The sequence below is a fragment of the Solemya pervernicosa gill symbiont genome (assembly GCF_002020875.1).
Taxonomy (GTDB): domain Bacteria; phylum Pseudomonadota; class Gammaproteobacteria.
In genome coordinates this window covers 1-1,378 of sequence record NZ_MPRL01000150.1, presented here as the reverse complement: position 1 = coordinate 1,378, position 1,378 = coordinate 1, and the positions used below count along the sequence as shown (strand labels likewise).

2 protein-coding genes are annotated in these 1,378 nt (G+C 42.7%); both read right to left on the bottom strand.

Annotation, left to right across the window (positions count from 1 at the left end; genetic code table 11):
• Positions 1 to 78: 78 nt before the first annotated feature.
• Positions 79 to 624: a hypothetical protein gene (locus tag BOW52_RS16790; protein ID WP_135622623.1), complete on the bottom strand. Its 546-nt coding sequence runs from the start codon at positions 622 to 624 to the stop codon at positions 79 to 81.
• A gap of 121 nt (positions 625 to 745) precedes the next feature.
• Positions 746 to 1,171 carry a hypothetical protein gene (locus BOW52_RS16785; RefSeq protein WP_078485226.1) on the bottom strand — a complete coding sequence of 142 codons (426 nt, stop codon included), beginning with the start codon at positions 1,169 to 1,171 and terminating at the stop codon, positions 746 to 748.
• Positions 1,172 to 1,378 lie beyond the last annotated feature (207 nt).

Sequence of the window (1,378 nt, the reverse complement as noted above, 5' to 3'; positions counted from 1 at the left end):
TGTAGGTCTTATATGGCTTGCGTTTTCTAGTCATTTGGATACTCCTATTGCGACATTGTCGCTTATTAAAAGTACCCGTTAAACTGGGGGAGGTTCAATCTGACCCCACTTATTCTTCACTGGGTATGCGCCAACATGCCCTTGTTTAGAAATATCCCTGTTCAGGGACCACACAAAATCTGTTAACGAATTACGAGCAGCACCCCAATCAACACCATGATCGCATTTAGAGACACCTTTATCATTCAGAAACCTCGCAACTTCGGTGTTGTATTGTGTAGCAAATCTGTGAGCGACACCCATTAATCTTTCATGCTCTTCGGAAAGTATTATGTCCGAGGTTCCTTTTATAGGAATGTGCTCAACTAGTGGAAAACATCGCTTTCCGTTCAAATACCCAATACCAACGCTAGCACAGGAATATGAGCAAACCTGGTAGAATTTAATGCTGTTGCTACCAAGATCATCAATGGCCATCCGTATCGGGTCGGCATCGTCTAACCACAACAACGTGGCTTCTACATCTCTTGCTTCAGCCTCCCAGGGCGCAGTTCGTTGCTCGCATGCGGAAGAAAATAGCGCAGCGAAAATTAAAATAATTCTGAATACTTTCAGGTCACTCATATACATGCCACATAACGTTTTGCTAAGCCGACCACCGTAGCGGGGCTTGTTTTTGTGCTATACAGCACAAAATAAGTGCCGCGGAGGCGGGTCGGCTTGAGCTGATTGTTAGAAGGCATAATTAACTACCCCTTTCTATACTAATTAGTTTCTTTCTATTTAGCTCTGAATCACCTTTGCTTTCGGAGTGAACCATCAAAAACCTATCACCATCAGTAGTTTTAGTGATCTCATAGCTTTTCTTCTCCATAAGAAGCCACTCTACAATCCTTCTCTCAGTAGCCTCATCTCTCAGTACAGTAGCCACACTATTCCTGAATGATGAAACCAAACTTCTTGCCCTGCTAACACGTTCTTTATCAATGCTTTTGTAACAAAGCTGATTTCCTCTAATCTGATGCTCTATGCCCTGGTGTGATAATTCGTCACTTAGTGGTGCTATAAATCCTTCATCAGATTGAGAAATGCAAACATTGTATTTCACAGGTTCGACACAAGCTAAGAGAGCAAAGGTGAAACCGCTTATTATGATGGCTGACTTATACATTCCTTGCCTTCTAACAGTTGATTATGTGGACGACACATATATTGCAATATGTGGACGGCTCTTATATTGCAATATAACGCCAATAGCTCTCATAACTATCTCTCTAATAATAGGGGAGTCGCTATTTTTGCGAGAGTTTGTTTTGGGCATCCAAGCCCAAGCAAACAGCAAAAACTTCACGCGACCGTTTATGCCTGCGGCGCCCCG